This is a genomic window from Gordonia sp. B8661-1 (genome assembly GCF_059427765.1).
The window spans coordinates 648,717-673,240 of the sequence record NZ_JCAHRL010000002.1 but is presented as its reverse complement, the minus strand read 5'-3'; the positions used below and the strand labels follow the sequence as shown (position 1 = coordinate 673,240).

Annotated in this window: 23 protein-coding genes and 1 tRNA gene; 14 read left to right on the top strand and 10 right to left on the bottom strand. The window is 66.9% G+C overall.

Annotation, left to right across the window (positions count from 1 at the left end):
* Positions 1-32 precede the first annotated feature (32 nt).
* Both AC4JJG_RS07210 and AC4JJG_RS07205 read left to right on the top strand, forming a co-directional pair.
* Positions 33-887, top strand: coding sequence for a spermidine synthase (locus AC4JJG_RS07210; protein WP_495400231.1), 855 nt, complete (start codon positions 33-35; stop codon positions 885-887).
* Between the two features lie 140 nt (positions 888-1,027).
* Positions 1,028-3,022, top strand: a complete 1,995-nt coding sequence (locus AC4JJG_RS07205; protein WP_495400230.1) for a protein kinase domain-containing protein — start codon at positions 1,028-1,030, stop codon at positions 3,020-3,022.
* Positions 3,023-3,036: 14 nt separating this feature from the next.
* Here AC4JJG_RS07205 and AC4JJG_RS07200 read toward each other — a convergent pair whose 3' ends face one another.
* A complete protein-coding gene (locus AC4JJG_RS07200; RefSeq protein WP_495400229.1) occupies positions 3,037-3,867 on the bottom strand; it encodes a maleylpyruvate isomerase family mycothiol-dependent enzyme in 831 nt (276 codons plus the stop codon).
* Positions 3,864-5,189, bottom strand: coding sequence for a family 1 glycosylhydrolase (locus AC4JJG_RS07195; protein ID WP_495400228.1), 1,326 nt, complete (start codon positions 5,187-5,189; stop codon positions 3,864-3,866). Before AC4JJG_RS07195 ends, AC4JJG_RS07200 begins: the two co-directional genes overlap by 4 nt.
* Before the next feature lie 116 nt (positions 5,190-5,305).
* Here AC4JJG_RS07195 and AC4JJG_RS07190 point away from each other — a divergent pair, with 116 nt between their 5' ends.
* The 5 genes from AC4JJG_RS07190 (at position 5,306) to AC4JJG_RS07170 (ending at position 9,241) form a co-directional block, all read left to right on the top strand.
* Positions 5,306-6,328: a CE1 family esterase gene (locus AC4JJG_RS07190; protein ID WP_495405747.1), complete on the top strand. Its 1,023-nt coding sequence runs from the start codon at positions 5,306-5,308 to the stop codon at positions 6,326-6,328.
* A gap of 68 nt (positions 6,329-6,396) precedes the next feature.
* Positions 6,397-7,272: an aldo/keto reductase gene (locus AC4JJG_RS07185; protein ID WP_495400226.1), complete on the top strand. Its 876-nt coding sequence runs from the start codon at positions 6,397-6,399 to the stop codon at positions 7,270-7,272.
* Positions 7,273-7,320: 48 nt separating this feature from the next.
* Complete coding sequence (locus tag AC4JJG_RS07180; RefSeq protein ID WP_495400225.1) at positions 7,321-8,307, top strand: helix-turn-helix transcriptional regulator; 987 nt, start codon at positions 7,321-7,323, stop codon at positions 8,305-8,307.
* Positions 8,304-9,110, top strand: coding sequence for a putative protein N(5)-glutamine methyltransferase (locus AC4JJG_RS07175; protein ID WP_495400224.1), 807 nt, complete (start codon positions 8,304-8,306; stop codon positions 9,108-9,110). The genes AC4JJG_RS07180 and AC4JJG_RS07175 overlap by 4 nt, the downstream gene beginning before the upstream one ends.
* A 56-nt stretch (positions 9,111-9,166) precedes the next feature.
* A tRNA-Val gene (locus tag AC4JJG_RS07170) sits at positions 9,167-9,241 on the top strand.
* Between the two features lie 4 nt (positions 9,242-9,245).
* On the opposite strand, the gene AC4JJG_RS07165 is transcribed toward AC4JJG_RS07170, so the two are convergent.
* The 4 genes from AC4JJG_RS07165 to AC4JJG_RS07150 form a co-directional block, all read right to left on the bottom strand.
* A complete protein-coding gene (locus AC4JJG_RS07165; protein ID WP_495400223.1) occupies positions 9,246-9,596 on the bottom strand; it encodes a VOC family protein in 351 nt (116 codons plus the stop codon).
* Positions 9,566-10,027: a redoxin domain-containing protein gene (locus AC4JJG_RS07160; protein ID WP_495400222.1), complete on the bottom strand. Its 462-nt coding sequence runs from the start codon at positions 10,025-10,027 to the stop codon at positions 9,566-9,568. Before AC4JJG_RS07160 ends, AC4JJG_RS07165 begins: the two co-directional genes overlap by 31 nt.
* Complete coding sequence (locus tag AC4JJG_RS07155; protein ID WP_495400221.1) at positions 10,024-10,452, bottom strand: DUF3052 domain-containing protein; 429 nt, start codon at positions 10,450-10,452, stop codon at positions 10,024-10,026. Before AC4JJG_RS07155 ends, AC4JJG_RS07160 begins: the two co-directional genes overlap by 4 nt.
* A 119-nt stretch (positions 10,453-10,571) precedes the next feature.
* On the bottom strand, positions 10,572-11,198 hold the full coding sequence (locus AC4JJG_RS07150) for an Rv2240c family protein (RefSeq protein WP_495400220.1): 627 nt from the start codon (positions 11,196-11,198) through the stop codon (positions 10,572-10,574).
* Positions 11,199-11,499: 301 nt separating this feature from the next.
* On the opposite strand from AC4JJG_RS07150, the gene aceE reads away from it, so the two are divergent.
* The 6 genes from aceE to AC4JJG_RS07120 all read left to right on the top strand — a co-directional run bounded on the left by aceE (position 11,500) and on the right by AC4JJG_RS07120 (position 19,930).
* A complete protein-coding gene (aceE, locus tag AC4JJG_RS07145; RefSeq protein WP_495400505.1) occupies positions 11,500-14,229 on the top strand; it encodes a pyruvate dehydrogenase (acetyl-transferring), homodimeric type in 2,730 nt (909 codons plus the stop codon).
* Positions 14,230-14,366: 137 nt separating this feature from the next.
* Positions 14,367-15,626, top strand: coding sequence for a PucR family transcriptional regulator (locus AC4JJG_RS07140; protein WP_495400219.1), 1,260 nt, complete (start codon positions 14,367-14,369; stop codon positions 15,624-15,626).
* 204 nt (positions 15,627-15,830) lie between these two features.
* Positions 15,831-16,739 (top strand): ACP S-malonyltransferase, encoded by a 909-nt coding sequence (locus AC4JJG_RS07135; protein ID WP_495400218.1) that lies wholly within the window; start codon positions 15,831-15,833, stop codon positions 16,737-16,739.
* 134 nt (positions 16,740-16,873) lie between these two features.
* Positions 16,874-17,179 carry a meromycolate extension acyl carrier protein AcpM gene (gene acpM, locus AC4JJG_RS07130; protein ID WP_495400217.1) on the top strand — a complete coding sequence of 102 codons (306 nt, stop codon included), beginning with the start codon at positions 16,874-16,876 and terminating at the stop codon, positions 17,177-17,179.
* Positions 17,176-18,447, top strand: coding sequence for a KasA/KasB family beta-ketoacyl-ACP synthase (locus tag AC4JJG_RS07125; protein ID WP_495400216.1), 1,272 nt, complete (start codon positions 17,176-17,178; stop codon positions 18,445-18,447). The genes acpM and AC4JJG_RS07125 overlap by 4 nt, the downstream gene beginning before the upstream one ends.
* A gap of 31 nt (positions 18,448-18,478) precedes the next feature.
* Positions 18,479-19,930, top strand: a complete 1,452-nt coding sequence (locus AC4JJG_RS07120; RefSeq protein WP_495400215.1) for an acyl-CoA carboxylase subunit beta — start codon at positions 18,479-18,481, stop codon at positions 19,928-19,930.
* 144 nt (positions 19,931-20,074) lie between these two features.
* Here the strand turns inward: AC4JJG_RS07120 and AC4JJG_RS07115 are convergent, their stop codons facing one another.
* Positions 20,075-20,650, bottom strand: coding sequence for a TetR/AcrR family transcriptional regulator (locus AC4JJG_RS07115; RefSeq protein WP_495400214.1), 576 nt, complete (start codon positions 20,648-20,650; stop codon positions 20,075-20,077).
* 97 nt (positions 20,651-20,747) lie between these two features.
* Between AC4JJG_RS07115 and AC4JJG_RS07110 the strand changes: the two genes are divergently transcribed.
* Positions 20,748-21,749 (top strand): hypothetical protein, encoded by a 1,002-nt coding sequence (locus AC4JJG_RS07110; protein WP_495400213.1) that lies wholly within the window; start codon positions 20,748-20,750, stop codon positions 21,747-21,749.
* Between the two features lie 116 nt (positions 21,750-21,865).
* On the opposite strand, the gene AC4JJG_RS07105 is transcribed toward AC4JJG_RS07110, so the two are convergent.
* The 3 genes from AC4JJG_RS07105 to AC4JJG_RS07095 all read right to left on the bottom strand — a co-directional run bounded on the left by AC4JJG_RS07105 (position 21,866) and on the right by AC4JJG_RS07095 (position 24,504).
* Positions 21,866-22,384, bottom strand: a complete 519-nt coding sequence (locus tag AC4JJG_RS07105) for a DUF3145 domain-containing protein (protein ID WP_495400504.1) — start codon at positions 22,382-22,384, stop codon at positions 21,866-21,868.
* A 130-nt stretch (positions 22,385-22,514) separates the two neighbouring features.
* On the bottom strand, positions 22,515-23,345 hold the full coding sequence (locus AC4JJG_RS07100) for a serine hydrolase domain-containing protein (protein ID WP_495400212.1): 831 nt from the start codon (positions 23,343-23,345) through the stop codon (positions 22,515-22,517).
* A 28-nt stretch (positions 23,346-23,373) separates the two neighbouring features.
* On the bottom strand, positions 23,374-24,504 hold the full coding sequence (locus AC4JJG_RS07095; protein ID WP_495400211.1) for an NDMA-dependent alcohol dehydrogenase: 1,131 nt from the start codon (positions 24,502-24,504) through the stop codon (positions 23,374-23,376).
* Positions 24,505-24,524 lie beyond the last annotated feature (20 nt).

Below are 24,524 nucleotides of genomic sequence, written 5' to 3'. Positions count from 1 at the left end.
GGCCCCGCGCCCCGGCAGTAGACTGCCCGATCATGGCGAGGACTCGTCCCGAGCCGGTCTCCGGCACCCACGACATCGATTCCGGTGTTGCCGAACTGACGCCGGATTCCGTGGCGGGCGGATGGTTGCTCACCATCAACGGGGCCCACAGCTCGCATCTGCATCCCGACCCGGAGGTCTTGGACTTCGAGTACATGCGGCAGATGTCCGCACTCGTCGCCGCCCGGCACGCTCCGGCCGACCGGCTGCGCATCCTGCATCTCGGCGCCGCCGCCTGCGCACTTCCCCGGCATCTCGCCCACCGGTTTCCGGAGGCCAGGCAGGTCGCCGTGGAGATCGACGCCAAGCTCGCCGACCTGGCACGGACGTGGTTCGACCTGCCACGCGCTCCTCGCCTGCGCATCCGGGTGGGCGACGGCCGCGAGGTGCTGTCGTCGCTGCACGACGACAGCCGTGACATCGTCATCCGCGACGCGTTCGCCGACGTTCCCGGTGGTCACAACGGGGTCGCGGAGGTGAGGACGCCACGGCATCTGACGACCGTCGAATTCACCCGCGAGGTCCGTCGGATCCTGAATCCCGGAGGGCTGTACCTCGCCAACTGTGGCGACGGACGGGATCTGTCCCGTGCCCGCTCCGAGACAGCCACCGTCGGTTCGGTGTTCGATAACGTCGCGCTCGTCTCCGATCCCTCGATGTTCAAGGGCCGGCGCACCGGCAATATCGTGCTCGCGGCATCGGACGGACCGATCGACGAGACCCCGGAGCTCGTTCGCACGTTGCTCAGCGACCCGCAACCGGCCCAGTTCCGCACCGGCAAGCAGGCGCGGGAATTCGGTTCCGGACCGATTCTCGGTGACCCGATGCCCGCCGACGCCCCGGAATGACGTCCTGTCGTCCGACCGGATGACCCACGGGTCCCGCATCCTGCAACACCGCTCCCTACAATGAACCGGATGCCCGCCATTCGGCGGATATGGTGCGAGATGCACCGGACAGCAACGCGACCGGGGAGATCGGAGGGACCGTGGCCGACCAACCGTCACGCACGGGCTCCGTTCTCGGACACTTCCAGATCGGCCGCATGCTCGGACGCGGCGGTATGGGCGAGGTCTATGAGGCCCTCGATACCCTGCGGGATCGCACCGTCGCCCTGAAGCTGTTGTCCGCCCACCTGGCCGACAACGAGGAGTACCGCGACCGTTTCATGCGGGAGTGCCGGACCGCCGCACGGCTTTCCGAACCCCACATCGTCCCGATCCATGACTTCGGCGAGATCGACGGCATGCTCTTCCTCGACATGCGGCTCGTCGAGGGCAAGGACCTCCGGTACGCGATCAGCCAGGGCCCGTTACCGCCGGCACGTGCGGTCTACATCATCACGCAGGTCGCGAGCGCCCTCGACGCCGCTCACCGCAGCGGTCTCGTTCATCGCGACATCAAGCCCGACAATGTCGTCATCGATGCCGACGACTTCGCCTATCTGGTGGATTTCGGCATCGCGCACGGCCCCACCGACACCCGACTCACCATGACTGGCTCAGCTCTGGGATCGCTCGCCTATATGGCACCCGAGCGCTTCGGCGACGAACGACTGGGCCCCGGCGCCGACATCTACTCCCTCACCTGCGTATTCTACGAATGTCTCACCGGCGCACAGCCTTTCGGCCAAGGCAGCATGAGCTCACTGATGGGCGCGCATCTCACCAAACCGCCGCCGACGACCGGCGGCCCCTTCGATTCCGTCATCGCGCGAGGTATGGCGAAAGATCCGGCACAGCGGTTCGCCACGGCGAAAGAATTCGCGCGGGCCGCGGCGGAGGCCCTGACGCACGTCCCCGAACCGAACCGGGCCGGAGCGTATGCACCTCCTCCCCCTGCCGCGCCGCCATCGACGTCGAATCCGGTACCGCTCGGCTCCGGACCGCAGCCACCGCAGGTACCGGGTCCGCAGGGAACGAACACACCGATTCCGCCTCATCCTCATCGCCACACCTCGGGGCCGCAGCAATCAGTTCCGTGGGCCTCCGGTCCGCACGCCACCGGGGCGGCTCCGATCGGCCGCGTGGCCCGCCCGCAGCCGCCGGGCCCGCCTGCTGCGGGCAGCTACCCCGCCGCATCGGACATCAGGTCCGCGCCACCGCCACCTCCGTCCACGCCCCAGGTGGGCGGCGGCGGTTTCACACCACCACCTCGACCACCGAGTGGTTACAAGAGCCAGTACGGGGTCACCGGTCCGTCGTGGTCGCCGCCGCCGGACACCAGGAAGCGCAACATCCTGATCGGCGTCGGCGTAGTCGTCGTGTTGGCACTGGTGATCGCGGGAATCGTCGCTCTGGCCACCGGCGGCGACGACGATCCGCGCACCGATACCCCCGTCTCGGGCGCGCAGAATGCTTCGGCCACAACCGAATGCACTTACCGCACCCGGCAGGCGAACGGCCCCTCGGCCCCGGTTCCGGCGGCGCAGCAACCGTCGACCGGCACGGTCGCGATGACCCTCGACACGAACCGCGGCGACATCGGACTGAACCTGGATCGGGCCGAGGCGCCGTGCAACGTGGGCGCGATGGTCGCCCTGGCGCAGAACAACTTCTACGACAGCACCACCTGCCACCGGCTGATCGGGGCCGAACTTCTGGTCTGCGGATCCCCGACTGGCCGTCAGGACGCCAATCCCGGGTGGACGAGCGCGGACGAAGTGCCCACGAGCCTCGCACCGGGACCTGCCGGAGGAACCCGCACGGTGATCTATCCGCGCGGCTCCGTCGGCATCCTGAACACGCCGTCGACGGAGCGCACCGGAGACAAGTCGGTGGGAACCGGCGCGGCCTCCTTCTTCCTGGCGATACAAGACACGCCGCTGCCACCGGACTTCACCATCGTCGGCACCATCGACCCGGCCGGATTGTCGGTGCTCGACCGGATCGCCGCGGGCGGCTTCGTCCCGGACGCTCCGAAGGGCACCTACGGACGACCGAAGATGCAGGTCGTGTTGGCGCACGCCACCGTCACGAACTGAGCGCGCGGGGCGTCTCAGATCATGTAGGCGAGATTGTCGACGATCTGCTTGCCCAGCGCCGCATCACCGTCGATCCGGACGCTCCCCGGATCCGCGGAGGCCCGACCACCCGCCAGACGCACCAGGTCCATGAAATCCAGCTCGAGCCGCACCGTCGCGGCGTCGTCGCCACCGGGCAGGTCATCGACGAGCGTCGCGCGCTCGTCGACGGAAATCCGGAGATCGCGCGTGACGAGTCCACCGACGTGGATCAGCACCGACGACCCCGACGGCAGGCCGGCACGTTTACCGAGGACGAACGGCAGTGAGGCGCTGATCTCGTCGAGCACGAATTCGGCGGGCACCGGATCGGTCGGCGGCGTGCGGCCGACGGTGTCCCGGATGTCGAGTTCGTGGACCCAGCAGTCGAAATTCCGGATGCGCATGAAGCGGCCGTAGGTGTCCGGGCCTGCCGGGGTGGCGGCCTCCACGGCGAAGTCGTCGTCGGTCATGGCACGCAACGCCGCCGTCCGTACACCGACGATCTCCCGGTAGGCGGCCATCACGTCGTCCCGGCTCGCGGACCGGAAGTGGTCGAGCCAGCGTTCGTTGAACTCGCCGATGGGATTGCGGACGTGCGGCAGTCCGGCGACATCACGTGTCGCCTCGACATCGCGGCCCTGCAGCATGCTCTCCGTGCCGATGATGTGCGCGATGATGTCGGCGACGGTCCAGCCCGGAAGAATCGAATCGCCCGCCCATGCCGCGTCGTCGAGGGACGACGCCAGATCGTCGAGCGCGGCCCATTCGGCGGTGAGCGCATCGACGATCGGTGTGACCGGGACGATGGTCGGCCGGCGGCTCATCGCACGGGCTCCAGGCAGCTGGACAGGCCGTCGACGAGCGAGCACACCTCGGGCGGCCGGGTGGGTCGGTACCCCGCGGGCACGCCATTGCCGGCGATGATGCCCCGGTAGGCGGATACGCCGTCGGTGGCCCGGCGACGCAGGTGCGGATCCGACTTCACGTCGACCGTGTAGAGACCGAATCGCGGTGCGTAACTGCCCCATTCGTAATTATCGGTCAGACTCCAGTAGTTATAACCGATCACACTGATCCCCTCGCCTCGTGCACGTTGCAGCCAGTAGATCAGATCCCGGAGATGATCGCCTCTCCGGTAGCCGTCCGGCCGGGGTGCGCCGTTCTGCGTGGGCATGCCGGATTCGACCACATAGAGCGGTTTGCGCGGGTATGCCCGTGAGTAGTGACGCAGCGCGTAATACAGTCCGTCGGCCGAGACGGGCGCCCGCCACATCTCCTCTGTCGCCGCGTATTTCGCGTCGGTGTTGCCCGGCGAGATCGAGTAGTAATAGTCGATGCCCACGAAGTCGAGTTTGTCGGTGACCCGATCGAGGAACTGGGTGTCGAGGACGGACTGGACCGACGGTATGTAGGCGACGTTCGACGAGACCATCGCGTGCCGGTCCCGCCGGTGGATGTGGTCGTAGATGGCGCGATGCGCGCGGACCATCCGGTCCACCATCGCCGGGGCCATGGGCGCGGCCAGCCCACCGAAACGCAGTTCGTTCAGGACGTAGGCCGACGGTTCGTTGATCGTGATCCACAGCGGATGCACGCGCGTGTAGCGATCCACGATGCGCCGCTGATGGCGAAGCCACAGCATGGTGATCTGCGGGTCGGCCCAGCCACCGCGCGCAGCCATCCAGCCGGGGTACACCCAGTGATCGAGGGTGATCATCGGCCGCATCCCCGCGGCCACGATGGCATCGACGACCTCGTCGTAGTACGCGAGCTCCCGATGATCGACGACACCGGGTCGCGGTTCGACCCGCGCCCATTCGATGCCGACGCGATACACGCGCACGCCCAGCCGGGCGGCACGGTCGATGTCCTCGCGGAACCGGTGCCGGAAATCGACGGAGGTGCCGATGGGGTCCCAGTGGCGATTCGCCGCCATGTACCGCGTCCAGTTGCTGTCCGGGGAGAAGCCCTCGCTCTGGAATCCGGACGACGACACTCCCCAGGCGAAGTCGCGGGGCAGTGCGGCCGGACCGGGGCGCCCGGGAGCGGCGATCGCGGGAATCGTGACGACGAGGGACAACAGGATGCCCACGACGAGCACCTCGGCGATCACGCGAAACAGTCCGCATTTCGCAGGTGTGTTCACGCGCCAAGAGTCTCAGAGAACACCGTCTCCGGGGGCGGTTTTCCGTGCACAGGCACCAATTCTCGATGTCGTGGATCAGCTCAATGGGGACGGAACCGGCGGAGCACATTACTGTGATGCTGGTGTTCGAACGTTTACGCCGCCGACGTGCTGCCACGCGCACCGGCATCGCCGGTCTGTGCCTTGTCCTCGGGATGACTCCGCTCCTGCTCACCGCGAACGGTGCCGGCGCCGCGGGTGCCGCGCCGTCCGCCGCGCGTCCGGCGGTCTCCCTGTGCGGGATCGATCCCGCAGGCTCCTCGGACAGCTCGGGCTCAGCCGGTTCCTCATACGGCTCGACCGGCTCCGACGGGCTCACCGGTTCGGGCGGACCGAAGGCGGGTCGCACCGAGGTCCGCACCATCCGGGTGGACAACCGGAGCCGAACCTTCCGGGTGCACTATCCGAGCACCTATTCGGGCCGCGCACGGGTGCCGCTGATCCTGGCGTTCCACGGACACTCAGAGCGCAGTGCGGCATTCGAGCGCTACTCCGGGCTGTCGCGGCTGCCCGCGATCGTCGTCTACCCCGACGGCACACGCGGCACCGACGGCGGCTCGGCATGGCAGGGTGCCCCGTACTCGTCGTCGGCGAACGACGTCGCCTTCACCCGCGCGATCCTGAGCACGATGCAGCGCTCCGCCTGCGTCGACGGCAGCCGTGTGTACGCAGTCGGACGCTCCAACGGCGCCTCCCTCGTCGCCGTCCTCGCCTGCCGCATGCCAGGTGCCTTCGCCGCGTTCGCAACCGTCAGCGCCGCCGCCTACCAGCGCACCGAGAGCACCTGCCAGAGCCGTACACCGGTGTCCCTCATCGACTTTCACGGCACGAACGATCGCGTCATCCACTACGGGGGCGGCGTGAAACATGGAGAGCGCTATCTCTCCTCGTCGGAGTGGATCAACCGCTGGAGCTCTCGTGCCCGCTGTGCCGCGCCGGTCACCGTGCGCGTCCCGAACGCGGATCGCGTGAGCCGCCCCATCTGCGCCAACGGCAAGCGCGTGGTGCACTACCGGATCATCGGCGGTACCCACAAGTGGCCGTCTCAGGTCTCACCGGGCCAGAAGATCTGGCAATTCTTCGCCACCACCCGCCGCTGACCTGCGGCCTCGGCGGCACTGACGGATCCGCTTCGGCGGCAGGTGCTCATCGTCGCTAGCCTGAAAACATGAGCACAGATCTACCGACCATCGAGCTCAACGACGGCAGCCTCATCCCGCAACTCGGGCTGGGCGTCTGGCAGGCCGACGACGACGAGACCGAACACGCGGTCGAGTACGCCGTCGGTTCGGCCGGGTACCGGCACGTCGACACCGCCGCGGCGTACGGCAACGAAGCCGCCGTCGGCCGCGGACTCCGCGCATCCGGTGTTCCCCGCTCCGAGGTCTTCGTGACCACGAAGCTGTGGAACGCGGATCAGGGCCACGACGGCACCCTGGCCGCGATCGACGCCAGTCTTGATCGCCTGGAGCTGGACCATGTCGACCTCTACCTCGTGCACTGGCCTCTGCTGGACCGTGACCGGATGATCGAGACGTGGCGAGCCATGATCGAGATCAAGGAGTCCGGCAAGGCCACCTCGATCGGCGTCTCCAACTTCGAGGCCCATCATCTGACCGACATCATCGAGGCGACGGGCGTGACGCCGTCGGTGAATCAGATCGAGATCCATCCCCGGCATCAGCAGCGCGACCTGCGAACCTTCTGCGCCGACCGCGGCATCGTCGTCGAGGCGTGGAGTCCGTTGGGCGGCAGCGGATCCGGATGGGGTTCCGATTCGGTGCCGAACTCCGTCCTCTCCGATCCGGTCATCGGCCGGATCGCCGAGAAGCACGGGCACTCCCCCGCACAGGTGGTGATCCGCTGGCACCTGCAGAGCGGCATCGTCGTCATCCCGAAGTCCGTGCACGACGATCGGATCCGTCAGAACATCGATGTCCTCGACTTCGAACTCGACGACGAGGACATGGCGGCGATCGCCGCTCTCGACACCGGCGCCCGCGTCGGCGCGCATCCCGACGAGATGAATATCGGAGCGCCCTGACCTCGTTTGCGGACACCATCTGTCCGCAAACAGCGGCATGATGACTGCATGCTGGAAACCTCGGCACGGCTGCTCGCTCTTCTCACCCTGCTGCAGACGCGGCGGGAGTGGTCGGGCGCCGAGCTCTCCGAACGCCTGAACATCACCACCCGCACGGTGCGGCGCGACATCGACAAACTGCGCGAACTCGGCTACCCGGTGGACGCGAGCGTCGGAGTCGGCGGCGGTTATCGGCTGGGCGCCGGAGCCGAGATGCCGCCCCTGCTGCTCGACGACCGCGAGGTGCTCGCCGTCGCGCTGGGCCTCAACGAGATCACCACCGGGTCGGTCGCCGACATGGCGGAGGCCTCCGCGGGAGCCCTCACCAAGCTGAGGCAGGTGATGCCCTCGCGCCTCCGTCACCGGCTCGACGCCCTGTCGATAGAGGCCGTTCCCCGCGAGCACACCGTCTCCGTGTCCGCGGCGGTGCTCGGCGAGATCGCGACCGCCTGCCACCGGACCGAGCGCCTGCGATTCGACTACCAACGCGGAGACGGCGACCGAAGCCGTCGTGAAGTGGAACCATATCGATTGGTGCGCAGCGGTTTACGATGGTACCTCATCGGCTGGGACCTGATGCGGGAGGATTGGCGATCCTTCCGCGTGGACCGCATGACGCCGAAGATCCCCACCGGTCCGCGGTTCACCCCGCGAGAGTTACCCGAGGGCGGGGCGTCGGCGTTTCTGGCACGGAACCTGGGCTCGATGTACCGGCGCGCCGAAGCCCGGATCCGGGTGCACGCACCTCTCGACGTGGTGGCTCCGATGGTGCACGACGCGTGGGGCACCGTGGAGGCCGGCGACGACCGGAGTTGCGAGGTCATCCTTTACAACACCTCGCTGTCCGGTATCGCGCGCTGGCTGCACGCCTTCGACGCCGACTTCACCGTCCTCGAACCTGCAGAACTCCTCGACGAATGCCGCGCCCGCGCCGACCATCACGACCGGGTGGCCTCGCGTTACCGACGGGCCGTCGGCGACGCCCTGCCCTCATGACCGGCATACCGCCGACGGTGGTGGCCGCCGCCGTGCTCCGACTGCGGGCCGCGGGATGCGTGTTCGCCGAGGAGGAGGCAGCCGTGCTCACCGAGCACGCATCCGGCGCCGCCGAACCGCTATCGGCGATGACCGGCCTGGTGGAACGACGCGTCGCGGGCGAACCATTGGAGGTGATCGTCGGCTGGGCCGAGTTCTGCGGCTTGCAGGTCACGGTGGCGCCCGGTGTCTTCGTACCACGCAAGCGCACCGAGTCCCTGGTGCAGGCCGCACTCCCCCTACTGTCGTCGGGAATGACGGTGGTCGACCTGTGTTGCGGCTCGGGGGCGATCGGCCTCGCCCTCGCTACGTCGGTACCCGGCTTGCGGGTACACGCCTGCGACATCGATCCGGTGGCAGCCGGCGTCGCCGCCGACAATCTGCGCGCCGTCGGTGGCACCGCCTACTGCGGCGACCTGTTCGGCCCGCTCCCCGAGTCACTGCTCGGCAGCCTGGATCTCGTCGCCGTCAACGCCCCGTATGTACCGACCGACGACATAGCGCTGATGCCGCCCGAGGCACGGGACCACGAACCACGCCACGCGCTCGACGGCGGCTCGGACGGTATCGATCTGCACCGACGCATCGCCACGGCGGTCCCCGCGTGGCTCCGGCCCGGCGGGACGATCCTGATCGAGACCGGCGACCACCAGGGCGATCACACCGCCGCCGCTCTCTCCGACGCCGGCCTGCGCACGACGGTGGAGCACTCCGACGAGCTCTACGCGACCGTCGTCACCGGCGTCCTGCCGGTACCGGTTTGAGGCTGGAGCGTCCTACCGGCTAAATTCATCTGTTGGTGCACGTCGGTGCGCCGTCCGCGCGTATAGCTCAGCGGTAGAGCTCTGGTCTTACACACCAGCGGTCAGGGGTTCAAATCCCTTTGCGCGCACCACCATTCATGACTTCGCGCACCCCTCTACCATCTCCACATAGTGGGCGTTGCTCATGATGCCCAGGATGCAGCCGAAGGGATCGATCACCGAGGCGGTCACATAGCCGGGCGCCTGCTCGGTGATGGGCAGGTATTCGCGGGCGCCCATGTCGATCAGCCTCGTCAGGATGCCTTCGAGATCGTCGACGTGCCAGTGCATGAGCGCTCCACCGGGCCCGGCCGTCTGTCCATCCGGCGCGAAGGGGCGATCGATGAAACCCAGTTCGTCCTGGTCGTTGCCGAGCCGGAACTCCGCATATTCGAGCCGGCCGTCGGGGGTCGAGCTCAGCGGGCCGCGCTCAGCGCTCGTTGCCACAGGTCGTCGCCGCGCTGCTCTCCCGCACCGACCATGTCGGCGAAGAGGGTCGTGCCGTCCCGATCGACGACGAAGGTGCCCCGATTCGCGAAGCCGCCGTCCTCGTTGAACACCCCGTACTCCTCCGCGACCGCGCCGTGCGGCCAGAAGTCCGACAGGATCGGGAACAGGAAGCCCTGCGCGGACGCCCACACCTTCTGCGGGGGTGGCGCCGACACGGAGATGGCAACCGTGTGCAGGTCGTCGTTCTCGAACTCGTCGAGGTGATCACGTATGTGCCCGAGCTCGCCTTGGCACGTGCCGGTGAAGGGCATCGGGAAGAAGACCAGCAGAACCTTGCCGGACTCCCGCAGCTTCGCGAGGGACACGGCCTGATAGTTCTGATCGCGCAATTCGAAGTCGGGGGCGTTGTCGCCTACCGCGAGCGTCATGCTCGTTTACGCGACTTCGGTTGCACCAGACGGGATCCCGACCAATCTCCGAGGCTGGCCACATTTGTCTGCGTCAGGCCCGCGGTAGGCGCGGCCTCCGCGATCTCGCTCGGGTCGACATGCCCCGGCTGGCCGGTCTTCGGCGAGAAGACCCAGACGTAGCCGTCGTCGGCGAGCGGCGAGATGGCGTCCATCAGCGCATCCACCAGGTCACCGTCGTCGTCGCGCCACCAGAGGACCACCACGTCGATGACGTCCTGGGCGTCTTCGTCGAGCATCTCGGCATCGATCGCATCCTCGATCTCGATGCGCAGCTGGTCGTCGGTGTCCTCGTCCCAGCCGAGTTCCTGCACAACCATGCCGGATGTGAATCCGAGCTTCTGAGCGCTGTCGCCAGCACCACTGGACTCTGAAGCGGCAACCACCGCGAATGACCTCCCTGGATGAATACGACTGATGTCAGCTTAGAGAACAGCCTAAATGCTCTCCGCGCAACAGGAACAGGGGGCAACACGTTCGAACGGAAATGACTGCGCGAAACCTGTTACGGGGTGGGCGCCGGAGGCGTTGCCGCAGCCCCCTCCTTGCCCGGTTGCGGCGCAGGCGTGGCGGGCGGGAGTGGCAGGAACTCGGAGCAGGCGTTGAGGACCGCGAGCTTGTCGCCGGTCCACTGGTTCGCGATGGGATTCAGCTTGGCGAGCTCGCTGCGGCCGATCGCGGCACCCAGGCGGCCGGTCGTGTCGAGGAAACGGTTCGTCGGTTCGACGACCGCCATCGGGGTCGTCGGCAGGATCTTCGCGCGGATCTGATCGGACCCGGCGATCAGCGACGCCCGCGCCTTGTTGCCGAGATCGCCGACCTCGCGATAGTTGTGCACCTCGTTGAGGCGTTTGAGCAGGACGTTGTAGCCGTTCAGCATCACCACCGCCGACGATGTCGCCTGGCGGCACAGGTCAACCGCCTGCCTGCGGATCGCCGCGGCTTCCCGGTCGGCACGTTCGGACGCGTACGCGGACACCTCGCCGGGTGCCGCGGTTCCGGAACCGTCGACCGCCGACGCGCACCCGGAGACCGAGGTCAGGGCAGCAAGCAGCAGGGCGGCGACTGCCGCCCTGCGTCGAGGTGACCGATCCCCTCCCGGCCACACGGGTCCGTTGCCCGCGCCCCCCATAAGTTCTCCTGACCCATGAGTACAAACACCAGCACGCTACCGCAGGTGGGGCCGGTGATCACAACCCCTCACCACCGCGTGTGCCAACGGGGGTGACATGGGGCACGATATTGGATAGAAGTCGTCGTCCCAACATCCTGGGTGCGACTCGTGTCATCGCACGCCGAACACCACCGTGTTTCGGCCGACCGAGGGAGTATGCAACACCGTGACCGACAAGGCAGCGACCACACAGACCGCCACCGACCGGACTGCGTCTGAGAACGGCTCGCCATCATCCGGCACCGAGCCGACACCCCGGGTGCGTGTCATCCGTGAGGGCGTCGGTTCCCATCTGCCGGACATCGACCCCGCCGAAACCGCCGAATGGCTGGAGTCCTTCGACAGCCTGGTCGCGGAAGCCGGCCCGGCACGTGCGCGCTACCTGATGCTGCGCCTGTTGGAGCGGGCGGGCGAGAAACATGTGTCGCTGCCGTCGCTGACGTCCACCGACTACGTCAACACGATTCCCACCGAGAACGAGCCGTGGTTCCCCGGCGACGAATCCGTCGAGCGGCACTTCCGGCGCATGCTGCGGTGGAACGCCGCAATCATGGTGCACCGCGCACAGCGGCCCGGCGTCGGCGTAGGCGGGCACATCTCGACGTATGCGTCGTCGGCGACACTGTACGAGGTCGGCTTCAATCACTTCTTCCGCGGCCCCGACCACCCGGGCGGCGGCGACCAGATCTTCGTACAGGGGCACGCCTCTCCCGGCATCTATGCCCGTGCCTTCCTCGAGGGCCGGATCGATGCGCATCGCATGGACGGCTTCCGTCAGGAACACAGCCACGCCGGACTGGGCGGCGGTCTGCCGTCCTATCCGCACCCGCGGCTGATGCCGGAGTTCTGGCAGTTCCCCACGGTGTCGATGGGACTCGGACCGATGAATGCGGTCTATCAGGCCCGGTTCAACCGATACCTGCACAACCGCGGAATCAAGGACACCTCCGAGCAGCACGTGTGGGCGTTCCTCGGCGACGGAGAGATGGACGAGACCGAGTCGCGCGGCTTCGCGAGCTTCGCCGCGACCGAAGGCCTCGACAATCTCACCTTCGTCATCAACTGCAACCTGCAGCGGCTCGACGGCCCCGTCCGCGGCAACGGCAAGATCATCCAGGAACTGGAGTCGTTCTTCCGCGGCGCGGGCTGGAACGTCATCAAGGTCATCTGGGGCCGCGAGTGGGACTCCCTCCTGCACGCCGACCGTGACGGCGCCCTGGTGAATCTGATGAACAGCACCCCGGACGGCGACTACCAGACCTACCGGGCCAACGACGGCGCTTTCATCCGCGAACACTTCTTCGGCCGCGACCCGCGCGCGAAGGAACTCGTCAAGGATCTGACGGACGCGGACATCTGGAACCTCAAGCGTGGTGGCCACGACTACCGGAAGATGTACGCGGCCTACCAGGCGGCGATGACCCACAAGGGCCAGCCCACGGTGATCCTCGCGAAGACCATCAAGGGCTACACCCTGGGTTCGCACTTCGAGGGTCGAAACGCGACGCACCAGATGAAGAAACTGACGCTCGACGACCTCAAGGCGTTCCGCGACACCAACCGCATCCCGGTGTCCGACGCGCAGCTCGAGGAGAATCCGTACCTGCCGCCCTACTACCACCCGGGACCGGATTCCCCGGAGATCAAGTACATGCTGGACCGTCGGCGTCAGCTCGGCGGCTTCCTGCCGACCCGCCGTACGTCGAAGAAGGTCCTGCGCCCGGATGTGACGCCCGCACTGAAGACCACCGCGAAGGGATCGGGCAAGCAGCAGGTCGCGACGACCATGGCCCTGGTCCGCATCTTCAAGGATCTGTTGCGCGACAAGGAGATCGGACACCGGATCGTCCCGATCATCCCGGACGAGGCCCGCACCTTCGGCATGGACTCGTGGTTCCCGACGCTCAAGATCTATAACCCGTACGGCCAGCTCTACACCTCGGTCGACGCCGAACTGATGCTCGCCTACAAGGAGAGCGATGCGGGGCAGATCCTGCACGAGGGCATCAACGAGGCCGGGTCGACGGCGAGCTTCACCGCGGTCGGCACGTCGTATGCGACGCACGACGAACCGATGATCCCGCTGTACATCTTCTATTCGATGTTCGGTTTCCAGCGCACCGGCGACAGCTTCTGGGCCGCGGGCGATCAGATGGCACGCGGATTCGTCATCGGCGCCACGGCCGGACGCACTACGCTGACCGGTGAGGGATTGCAGCACGCCGACGGTCACTCGCACCTGCTCGCGGCGACCAATCCCGCCGCCGTCTCCTACGACCCGGCGTTCGCGTACGAACTCGGCCACATCATCGCCAGCGGCCTCGACCGGATGTACGGCGAGAATCCCGAGGACGTCTTCTTCTACCTGACGGTGTACAACGAGCCGATTCACCAGCCGGCCCAGCCGGAGGATCTCGATGTCGAGGGCCTGCTCAAGGGCATCTATAAGTTCCGCGCGGCGCCCGAGGGCACGAAGCACACCGCCAACCTGCTGGCGTCCGGCGTGACCATGCCCGACGCACTGGCCGCGGCCGATCTCCTCGAGAAGGACTGGGGTGTCGGCGCGAACGTCTACTCGGTGACCTCCTGGAACGAACTGGCCCGTGACGGTGTGCGCGTCGACCGCGCCGCCGTGCGCGAGCCGGGCGCCAATCACGGCACGCCGTACGTCACGTCCGTCCTGTCGGAGACCGAGGGACCGTTCGTCGCGGCCAGCGACTATCAGCGCGGTGTGCAGGAACAGATCCGCGCCTATGTCCCGGGCACCTATCTCACGCTCGGCACCGACGGGTTCGGCTTCTCCGACACCCGCCCGGCCGCGCGTCGGGTGTTCAACGTCGATGCCGCGTCGATCGCCGTCGCGGCACTGGTCGCCCTGGCCCGCGACGGGAAGATCCCGGTGACCGATGCCGCGCACGCGGCGGAGAAGTACGGCGTCACCGACGTGTCGGCCGCGCCCGAGCAGACCAGCGATCCCGGCGTCGCCTGAAGCCATGGCAGACGTTGCACTTTGACGCGCTCACCGCGTCAAGGTGCAACTTCTGTCGGTGTCTCCCGTGTCCCACGGACGTGTCATTCGGACGCAAGACGACGGGCGCCGGATCGCCGAGGTAATACATTGGAGCAATGAGCGAGCCGCGCGTATCCCCCGAACCCCTGGGTGATGTGTTCGGCGAGCGCGGTGCGCATGTACCCGCGCCCGCGACCGTGCACGACGCTCTCCCCGACACACTGCTGCGCCGGGTGAAGCAATACAGTGGCCGCCTCGCCACCGAGGCCGTGCACTCGATGCAGGATCAGCTGCCGTATTTCGGCGATCTCGACGCCGCCCAGCGGGCCAGCGTTCAGCTCGTGGTCCAGACCGCCGTCGTGAACTTCGTCGAGTGGATTCAGGATCCCGAGGGCAACGTGAAGTTCACGGTGCAGGCCTTCCAGGTGGTGCCGCAGGATCTGGCCCGGCGCATCACGCTGCTGCAGACCGTCGAGATGGTGCGTGTCGCGATGGAGTTCTTCGAGAAGTGGCTGCCTCTTCTTGCACGGAACGACGCACAGCTTCGCGCGCTCACGGAGTCGGTGCTCCGCTACGGCCGCGAGATCGGTTTCGCGGCGGCATCCATCTATGCGTCGGCCGCGGAATCCCGCGGTGCGTGGGATTCACGCCTCGAGGCGCTCGTCGTCGACGCGGTCGTCCGTGGTGACTCCGGCCCCCAGCTGCTCTCCCGGGCCGCCGCCCTCAACTGGGATTCCGACGCCCCGGCGACGGTCATCGTCGGTGTACCGCCGCCCGAACAGAACGTGTCGGTGCCGTTGGCCGTCCACAACACCGCCAAGCAATACGACCGCGCCGCGCTGTCGGTTGTCCAGGGCAGTCACCTCGTGGCCATCGTGAGCGGGCCGGTACGGCCCACCGAACGGTTCGTCACCGAGTTGCTGACGCATTTCGCCGACGGACCCGTGGTGATCGGACCGACGATGCCCAACCTGGCGGCCGCCCACGCGAGCGCCACCGAGGCCATGGCCGGCATCACCGCCGTTGCGGGCTGGCCGGGAGCGCCACGCCCGGTGCACAGCATGGAGCTTCTGCCCGAGCGGGCCCTGAATGGCGACGCCACCGCGATGACCACGCTGACCGAGACTCTGGTGCGCCCGCTCGCGAAGAGCGGCGAGACCCTGAACGCCACTCTGGAGGCGTACCTCGACGCGGGCGGGTCCGTCGAAAGTTGCGCCCGCGTACTGTATATCCATCCAAATACAGTGCGTTACCGGCTCAAGAAAATTACCGAGACAACGGGACGTGATCCAACTAACCCTCGGGATGCCTACGTATTGCGGATCGCAGCCACTGTGGGTCGATTGACACACATTCGCGACGAATCGCACTCATGAGTAACACCAACCTCATGCGTAACGTTTGAAAAAACTCGTTTTCGCAGATGAGCGTCCGTAGGCCACGGTTTGGTAACGAGTCTCAACACGATGACAAAGAAAACCACCCTTTGGTCACATTTGTAGGAACCTCACAAAAGGTCACGTGAAGGTTCATGCGCCCCAACACCCACATCCCCGGCCCGAACAGTGTTCTCTGGTCACGTGCTCTCGATGCTTGCGCCCGGTCAGGGCTCTCAGACCCCCGGCATGCTCGTCCCATGGCTGGAACTCGCCGGTGCGCGAGACCTTCTGGCCACGTGGTCGAAGCTGACCGGACTGGATCTGGAACGTCTCGGAACCACGGCGACCGCCGAGGAGATCACCGACACCGCGGTGACTCAGCCGCTGGTCGTCGCGTCCGCTCTGCTCGCCTATAACGAGCTGGCCACCCGCGGCGAACTGGCAGAGGACGCCGTCGTCGCAGGCCACTCTGTCGGTGAACTCGCGGCCGCCGCGATCACCGGCGTGATCTCCGCCGACGAGGCGGTCACCCTGGCCGCCATCCGCGGTGCCGAGATGGCCAAGGCCTGTGCGCTCGAGGCCACCACCATGGCTGCCGTCCTCGGCGGCGACGAGACCGAGGTCCTGGCACGACTCGAGGAACTCGACCTCGTCCCGGCCAACCGGAACGCCGCAGGCCAGATCGTCGCCGCAGGCAAGGTCGAGGCGATCGACGAACTCATCGCGAACCCGCCGGAGAAGGCCCGCACCCGCAAGCTCGCCGTGGCGGGAGCGTTCCACACCCGGTTCATGGCTCCCGCGCAGGATGCGGTGGCCACCGCGGCGGCACAGATCACGCCGTCCGACCCGACTCGCACTCTGTTGTCGAACTCCGACGGCCAACCTGTAACGAATGGCGCCGACGCACTGAAGAAACTAGTGGGACAGGTGACACGACCGGTCCGCTGGGATCTCTGCTCGGCGTACCTGCGCGAACACGGGACCACCGCGGTTGTCGAACTACCACCCGCCGGCACGCTCGTCGGCATCGCGAAGCGCGAGTTGAAGGGCACGCCGACGCTGGCACTCAAGACGCCCGACGATCTCGACAAGATCACCGAACTTGGATAGCGGCCACGGCCCGAGGCCGTGACCCCCGGAGACCGGATCTCTCGTCCGGTTGTCCACCACCTGTCAGAACGAACAGTTCGTCGGGTGTTCCGGATCATCTGAAGAAGCGAACGAACGAAGAAGGGAACCACACAGTGGCTGCCACCCAGGAACAACTCATCGCCGGCATCGCCGAGATCATCGAAGAGGTCACCGGTATCGAGCCGTCCGAGGTGACGATGGAAAAGTCGTTCGTCGACGACCTCGACATCGACTCGCTGTCCATGGTCGAGATCGCTGTGCAGACCGAGGACAAGTACGGCGTGAAGATCCCGGACGAGGATCTGGCCGGCCTGCGCACCGTCGGTGACGCGGTCTCCTACATCCAGAAGCTCGAGGCCGAGAACCCCGAGGCCGCCGCTGCCATCGCAGCTCAGGTCGAGGCAGACAAGAACTCGTGACTCCGTCTTCCCTCCGCGACTACTCCACCCTGGGCGGGAACTTCCCCAGCGTGGTGGTCACCTCCATGGTGGCCACCACCTCGCTGGGCGAAGATCTGGATTCTACCTGGAAGGGTCTCCTGGCGGGGCAGACGGGCATTCGCACCCTGACCGACGACTTCATCACGAAGTTCGGCGAACTCCCCTGCCGCGTCGGCGGACGGCTCGTCAAGGACCCGGCCGACGAGGTGACGCGCATCGAGGCACGCCGTATGGCGTATGTCGAGCGCATCGCACACGTGATGAGCAAGCGCCTCTGGGCGCAGGCCGGTGAGCCCGACGTCGACCCGGATCGTCTCGCGGTCGTCATCGGTACCGGCCAGGGCGGCGGCGACGCGATGGTCGACGCCGTCAAGGCGATCGAGGAGTCCGGCAACTACCGCAAGGTGTCGCCGCTCGCGGTCTCGATGGCCATGCCCAACGGTCCGTCGGCGGTGGTGGGACTGAACGTCGGCGCGCGCGCCGGTGTCATCACCCCCGTCTCCGCCTGCTCGTCGGGTGCCGAGGCCATCGCGCACGCGTGGCGTCACATCGTCATGGGCGACGCCGACATGGTCGTCACCGGTGGCGTCGAAGGGCACATCGATGCGATCCCGATCGCCGCGTTCTCGATGATGCGGGCGATGAGCACGCGCAACGACGACCCGGCGGGCGCATCGCGTCCGTTCGACAAGGATCGTGACGGCTTCGTCTTCGGCGAGGCCGCCGCCATGCTGGTCCTCGAACGCGAGGATCACGCCAAGGCACGTGGAGCACATATCCACGCGCGGGTGCTCGGTGCGGGGATCACCTCCGACGGGTTCCATCTGGTCGCCCCGGACCCCAGTGGTCAGGGCAACGCGCGGGCGATGACCCGGGCGATCCAGACGGCCGGTCTGAGCAAGGCCGACATCACCCACATCAACGCGCATGCGACGTCGACACCGATCGGCGACACGGCGGAGGCCGCGGGCATCAATGCGGCCATCGGTCAGCATGCGGCGGTGTACGCACCGAAGTCGGCACTCGGCCACTCCATCGGAGCGGTCGGTGCGCTGGAGTCCGTGCTCACCATCAAGTCCGTTGAGGAAGGCGTCATCCCGCCGACCCTCAACCTGGAAAATCAGGATCCGGAGTGCGACCTCGATGTCGTTCACGGTGAGGCCCGTTACGGCCAAATCGATTACGCATTGAACAACTCGTTCGGATTCGGTGGGCACAACGTCGCGCTCGCCATCGGCCGCTACTGACACCAACACCCGACACCCCCAGGAGACAGCGATGACCACATTGGCTCCCATCACAGGCCGTGAGGAAGCTGCGGATCCCCGCGATCCGTTGCTCCGTCTGACCAACTTCTTCGACGAGGGCACGATGTCCCTCCTGCACACCCGCGACAAGTCGGGCGTGCAGGCGGCCATCGGCCTGGTCAACGGCGTTCGCACGGTCTCCTACTGCACCGATGGCACCGTGATGGGCGGTGCCATGGGGGTTGTCGGGTGTGCCCACATCGTCAATGCGATCGACACCGCGATCACCGAGCAGGCTCCGGTCGTCGGTATCTGGCATTCGGGCGGTGCCCGTCTGGCCGAGGGTGTCGAGGCACTGCACGCGGTGGGTCAGGTCTTCGAGGCGATGGTCCGTGCCTCCGGCTACGTCCCGCAGATCTCGGTCGTCGTGGGCTTCGCCGCAGGTGGCGCAGCCTACGGACCGGCTCTGACCGACGTGGTCATCATGGCTCCGGAGGGTCGCGTGTTCGTGACCGGTCCGGATGTCGTCAAGAGTGTCACCGGCGAGGCCGTCGACATGGAATCGCTGGGCGGTCCGCACACCCACGGCAAGAAGTCCGGCGTCAGCCACATCACGGCCGATTCCGAGGCCGACGCCTACTGGCGTGCACGTCGCCTGGTGTCGACGTTCAACCAGCAGGGACATTTCAATCGCGAGCAGGCCGAGGCCGGCGACACCGACCTCAAGGCGCTGCTGCCGGAGTCCAACCGCCGCGCCTACGACGTGCACCCGGTCGTCGAGCAGTTGCTCGACACCCAGCTCGCCGCCGACGGCGAAACCGAGATCTCGAGTTTCGAAGAGCTGCAGGCGAAGTGGGCGCCGAACATCGTCATCGGTTTCGGTCGCCTGTCCGGCCGCAGCGTCGGTGTCATCGCCAACAACCCGCTCCGCATGGGCGGCTGCCTGAACTCGCTGAGCGCGGAGAAGGCATCGCGCTTCGTGCGCCTGTGCGACGCGTTCGGCATCCCGCTGATCGTCCTCACCGACGTGCCCGGCTACCTGCCCGGCGTCGGCCAGGAATGGGACGGCGTGGTGCGCCGCGGCGCCAAGTTGCTGCACGCCTTCGCCGAGTGCACGGTCCCCCGCGTCACCCTGGTGACCCGGAAGATCTACGGCGGCGCCTACATCGCGATGAACTCGCGCGCGCTCGGCGCGACCGCGGTCTTCGCGTGGCCGGGCTCCGAGGTCGCCGTGATGGGCGCCAAGGCGGCCGTCGGCATCCTGCACAAGAAAACTCTCGCCGCCGCTCCCGAGCATGAGCGTGAGGATCTGCACGAGCGTCTGGCCGTCGAGCACGAGGCCATCGCCGGCGGTGTGGGCCGCGCCCAGTCGATCGGTGTCGTCGACGACGTCATCGACCCGGCGACCACCCGCAGCCGTATCGCCGAGGCCCTGGCATCGGCACCGGCACGACGCGGACGGCACAAGAACATCCCGCTGTGATTGCCTGATCGCAGCTTTGCGCTGGAAAGCCCTCGGTGATCACACCGGGGGCTTTTCACTTGCCGTCTCCTCCCGCGCGAACCCAACCGATGGTCGAGTAGCGCCGAGCGAGCGCAGCGAGCCCGCCGCGTATCGAGACCCCGCCTACCCCCGAGAGACCGCCTCGAACAGCGGGATGATGCACATCCGGATGATCTCGTCGAGATCGTTGTCGGTGACCCGGCCGCGCAGCAGCACCTCGTGGCGGAGCATGACGATCGGGACTTCGAGAACCCGTTGCGGCACAGGCAGATCGCCGAGTTCGCCGCGCCGGCGCGCGCGTTCGACGATCCCCCCGAAGATCGTGGCGATACGTCCGGCGAACAACGTCCCGAAAAGATCGACACTCTTGCTGTCGACATCGGCGTGCAGGCCCAGCAGCACATCGCGACGGGCGTCGAGTAATTCGCGACCGCGAGTCATGGCCTCTGTCAGATCGCCGGCCAACGAACCGGTGTCGACATTGCCCATCTCGGCGATCTGCCCGTCGGCGGCGAAGGCCGCCAGCACCATCTCCGCCTTCGTCGGCCACCGCCGGTAGAGCACCGCCTTGCCGGTCTCCGCCGCCGCCGCGACCCCCTCGTACGTCAGGTTCGTGTACCCGGTGCGCGCCACCTCGTCCCGGACCGCCGCCAGTATGGCTGCTTCGAGCTCGGCGCCCCGGCGTCGTCGGACGGCCATGTCTTCCCCTTCGACTCTCTAAAGAACGTTGCGTTCCTTATCGAACGAGTCTACAGTCCCTCACTAAGAAACGCATCGACTCTTAAAGAAGGCCCACATGGCTTTTCCGACTCCGGCTCGGACCGAGCCGTCCGCACGATTGGGGATCGGCGTGGTCATCGGCATCGCCGTGCTGCTATCCCTGATGGTCATCGCGTTCGCGCTCCCCGCCGCCCGATCCGCCCCGCACGACGTGCCCCTCGGCGTGGTCGGCTCGCAGACCCAGATCACCCCACTGGAGGCCAAGGCGCACGGATTCGACGTCCGCGACTACCCCTCCGAAGATGCCGCGCGCGACGCGATCCTGCATCGAGAGGTGTACGGCGCCATCATCTTCGGCGACCAGCAGCCCGAACGAGTGCTCGTCTCGACCGCCGCCAGCCCGACCGTGGCATCCCTGATCGGCACGGTCGGCCAGAAGCTCGGCATACAGACCCCACCGGTCGACGTGAAGGGCTTTCCGCCCGACGACCCCAAGGGTGCCGGGCTGGCCGCAGGCGCATTGCCGCTGGCGCTGGGCGGCTGGATCGGCGCGATGGTGATCATGCTCCTGATCCACAACAATCGGGTGCGTCTCGCCGTCGCACTGGGCATCTCCGTCGTCGGCGGTCTCGCGCTGGTCGCCACCCTGCAGTTCCTGATCGGCACCTTCGACGGCAACTATTGGCTGACCGCGCTGGCCGGCATGCTCGGCATCGCGGCCACCTGTTTCATGGTGCTCGGCCTCCGCGAACTGCTGGGCGGTCCGGGTCTCGGCATCGCGGCCATCCTGCTGATCTTCCTCGGAAACCCGTTGTCCGGCTTGGCGAGTGCACCGGAGATGCTGCCCCAACCGTGGGGCACGATCGGTCAACTGTTGCCGCCGGGGGCCACCGGCTCCCTCCTGCGTGACGTCGTCTTCTTCGACGGACACGGCATCACCCGACCGCTGATCGTGCTCGTCTTCTGGCTGGCCTTCGGTCTCGCATGCTACGGCCTGGGCGTCGTCCGGGCACAGCGACGCGCACCCGACACACCGGAACCCACGGTTCCCGACGGCGAGCCGGTCGCCATCGCCTAACGGCGACAACGCTCCTCCGGACACGACTCGGCCCCGGCAGTGTTCTGCCGGGGCCGGATCTCGGAATTGGCCTTCGTGGTGGTGATCTTCGTGGAGTTGGTCTACGTGGTCGCCGGTCAGCCGACGCGTTGCTGCAGCCAGGTCACCTCGGCCCCGGCGCCCCCCATGCGATACGACTCGAGCGCGTCATCCCATGCGGTACCCAGCGCAGCCTCGATCTCACCGGCGAGGCCGATGCTGTCGGGCTGCGATTCGAGCAGTGAGCGCAACTGCATCTCACCGATCACCACGTCGCCATTGGCGCTCATCGAGCCGCGCCACAGGCCGAGGCCGGGCACGTAGCTGTAGCGCTCTCCGTCGACGCCTTCGCTGGCGTTCTCGGTCACCTCGAAGCGCAGCGCCGACCACTCGCGCAGCGCCGTCACCAGGCGTGCGGCCGTGCCGACAGGGCCCGCCCAGTCAACGGTTGCTCGTTGCATGCCCGGGTCGGCGTCCTGCGCGGACCATTTCAGGTTGGCCCGTGCATTCAGGGTCGACGACAGCGCCCACTCGACATGTGGGCACAGCGCCACCGGCGCCGAGTGGATGTAGACCACTCCGGTCGCCATGTCCGCAAACTGGCTCAGATTGCGCACCTTGTTCACCTCCGGTTTCGACGAGGAACGTCTTCCCCAACACACCTCTCGAACCGGATATCACATTCGTGTGATTAATTGTGCCTCATGTGGCCCGTGTTGCGCCAGTTTCTGCAGTGGATTCACAGGATCAATTTTTCGGGGCCTCGGCCTCCCCCAGTCCGGCGACGACCGTGTCGTTGAACTCGCTCCACAGAGGCTTCGCCCAGGAACCGAACGGTTTGTCGGTGAGCACGACGCACGCGGCCGACAGGTCGGGGTCCACCCAGAGGTAGGTGCCCGCCTGACCGAAGTGCCCGAAGGTGCGCGGCGAGTTGGTCGCGCCGGTCCAGTGCGGGGTCTTCTCCGCCCTGATCTCGAACCCCAGTCCCCAGTCGTTGGGCCGGTGGCGGCCGTAACCGGGAACGAATCCGTCCAGACCGGGAAACGCGACCGACGTCGCGCGCGCCGCGAGTTCGGCCGAGAGCAGTCGTGGCTCCAGCAGTTCACCGGCGAATCGCGACAGATCGGCGGCAGTGGACCGGGCACCGTGGCCGGCCGGGCCGACGAGCGCGGTGTCGGTCAGCCCGAGCGGTTCGCACACCGCCTCGTGCAGGTAGTCGGCGAACACGAAACCGGTTGCCGCCTCGACGGCTTCCGCGAGGATCTCGAATCCGGCACTGGAATAGATCCGCTGTTCGCCCGGTGCCGCGACGACCTCGCGACTGTCAAAGGCCAGCCCCGACGCGTGGGCGAGTAGATGCGCGACCGTCGCACCCGGCGGTCCCGCGGCATCGTCGAGGCCGATCGCCCCCTCCTCGACGGCGATCAGAACAGCTTCGGCCACAAGCAGTTTGGTGACCGAGGCCAGCTCGAACACGCGAGTGGGGTCGCCGAATTCCTCGGCGACCCCACTCGTGGTCACAGTGGCGGCCGAAACGTGGTCGACCGGCCAATCCGCCAGCGTTGCAAGTGTGGACACATCAAGCAACGCTACCTGTTGGGCAGGATCAGCGATCCTCGTCGGTGTAGCGGATGACGCCGCGGATGTTGCGGCCCTCCAGCATGTCCTGGTAGCCCTCGTTGATCTGATCGAGCCGGTACTGCCGGGTGATCATGTCGGCGATGTTGAGCTTGCCCGCCTTGTACATCGACAGCAGCATCGGAATGTCCAGCTTCGGATTCGCTCCACCGAAGATGCTGCCCTGCAGGTTCTTCTGCAGCAGGGTGAGCATCGCCAGGTTCAGCGTCACCTGGTTCTCCATCATGTTGCCCATACCGGTGAGCACGCAGGTGCCGCCCTTGGCGGTAATGCTCATCCAGGTGTCGACGTCGGTGCCGTGCACCTCGCCGACGGTGACGACGACTTTCTGACACATCCCCCAGTCGGTCGCGTTGCCGATATCGTTCATCGCCTCCTCGACGGACGCGAACGCCTGCGTGGCACCGAACTTCAGCGCCTGCTCCCGCTTCCACTCCACCGGGTCGATGACGAACACGTTGCGGGCACCTGCGATCACTGCACCCTGCAGCGCGGCGGTACCCACACCGCCGACACCGACGATGGCGACGTCCTCGCCGGGTCGCACGTCACCGCTACGGGTCGACGATCCGTAACCCGTGGGGATACCGCAACCACACAGCGCGGCGACCTCGAAGGGAATCTCCTTGTCGATCTTCACCACCGACGCCTCGTGCACGACCATGTATGGCGAGAAGGTGCCCAGCAGCGTCATCGGGTAGACGTTCTCGCCGTCGGCGGTGTGGATGCGAAAGGTGTTGTCGGAAACAGCTTCACCTTGCAGCAGCATCGCACCGAAATCGCACAGGTTGGCCAGATTGGATCGACACCACTTGCACTTGCCACACGACGGGATGAAGGACAGCACGACGTGGTCGCCGACCTCGAAGTCGGTGACGCCCTCGCCCAGCTCCTCGACCACACCGGCGCCCTCGTGACCTCCGAGGATCGGGAAGCCGCCCATCGGGATGCCGCCGGTCATCAGATGATGATCCGAGTGGCACATGCCCGCGGCTTCCATACGGATCTTGATCTCGTGCGCCTTGGGATCGCCGATCTCGATCTCTTCGATCTTCCACGGCTGATTGAGCTCCCGAAGAAGCGCACCCTTGGTCTTCACCAGTTACCTCCAGAGTTTCT